Origin of the sequence: Proteus sp. fly-1067 (assembly GCF_040139345.1) — a bacterium.
Classification (GTDB): Bacteria; Pseudomonadota; Gammaproteobacteria; order Enterobacterales; family Enterobacteriaceae; genus Proteus; species Proteus vulgaris_B.
The window spans coordinates 1-620 of the sequence record NZ_JBEEUL010000148.1 but is presented as its reverse complement, the minus strand read 5'-3'; the positions used below and the strand labels follow the sequence as shown (position 1 = coordinate 620).

General features: G+C 38.9%; 2 protein-coding genes. Both read right to left on the bottom strand.

The features are described 5' to 3' along the window. Nucleotides 1–66: 66 nt before the first annotated feature. A complete protein-coding gene (locus ABN217_RS19675) occupies nt 67–330 on the bottom strand; it encodes a phage tail assembly protein T (RefSeq protein WP_227335946.1) in 264 nt (87 codons plus the stop codon). 41 nt (nt 331–371) lie between these two features. After that, the coding region (locus ABN217_RS19670) for a phage tail assembly chaperone (protein ID WP_349459919.1) at nt 372–620 on the bottom strand (249 nt) is incomplete at its 5' end.

Below are 620 nucleotides of genomic sequence, written 5' to 3'. Positions count from 1 at the left end.
GAAGAATTAGCAGAAATTTTAATAATCAGTTCACGCAGTTTTGCCATTTTATCCTCGCAAAAATAATTAATTTTCTGAAATAGACTGAAAGAAATTCTCTAACCCATTAGAACTATCATCACTTTCTTGGGTTGCTTTGGGATCCCAGCGTAAAAGCACATCAGAAAGCGTGCATTTACCGCCTTGAGAGTGATAAATAGAAGAAACGATATGCGCGGTTTGAATATCACTACGAATATCACCGATGGGATTAATGCGATCAAAAGCCATCCACATCCGAAGTTCACTCAAGCTCATTTGGCGAGTGAGTTCATCAAGAGTGCGCCCCATTCGGAGCGCCAATGTCATTAAAAAGAAAGTATCAGGCTGGGCTACTTTTTTTCTGCATCATCAACCGAAATAGTTAAATCGAGCGCTTGTTTTAATAAACGAGAATGCACTGGACCATAAATGGCCATTACATCGTCGATGTCTGATTCATCAAAAACAACATCCCCGTTTTCATCACGCAACACATCAATAAACATCACAACATCGGCACGTAAATTACGTTGTGCAATTTCAATGTCAGATAACGAATGTTCATCTTCAGCATTATCATGATGAATAATTTCACGCCA

Bases quoted from the DNA above. Each gene is read 5' to 3' on its own strand.
- ABN217_RS19675 (WP_227335946.1), bottom strand. From the start codon at position 330: ATGGGGCGCACTCTTGATGAACTCACTCGCCAAATGAGCTTGAGTGAA.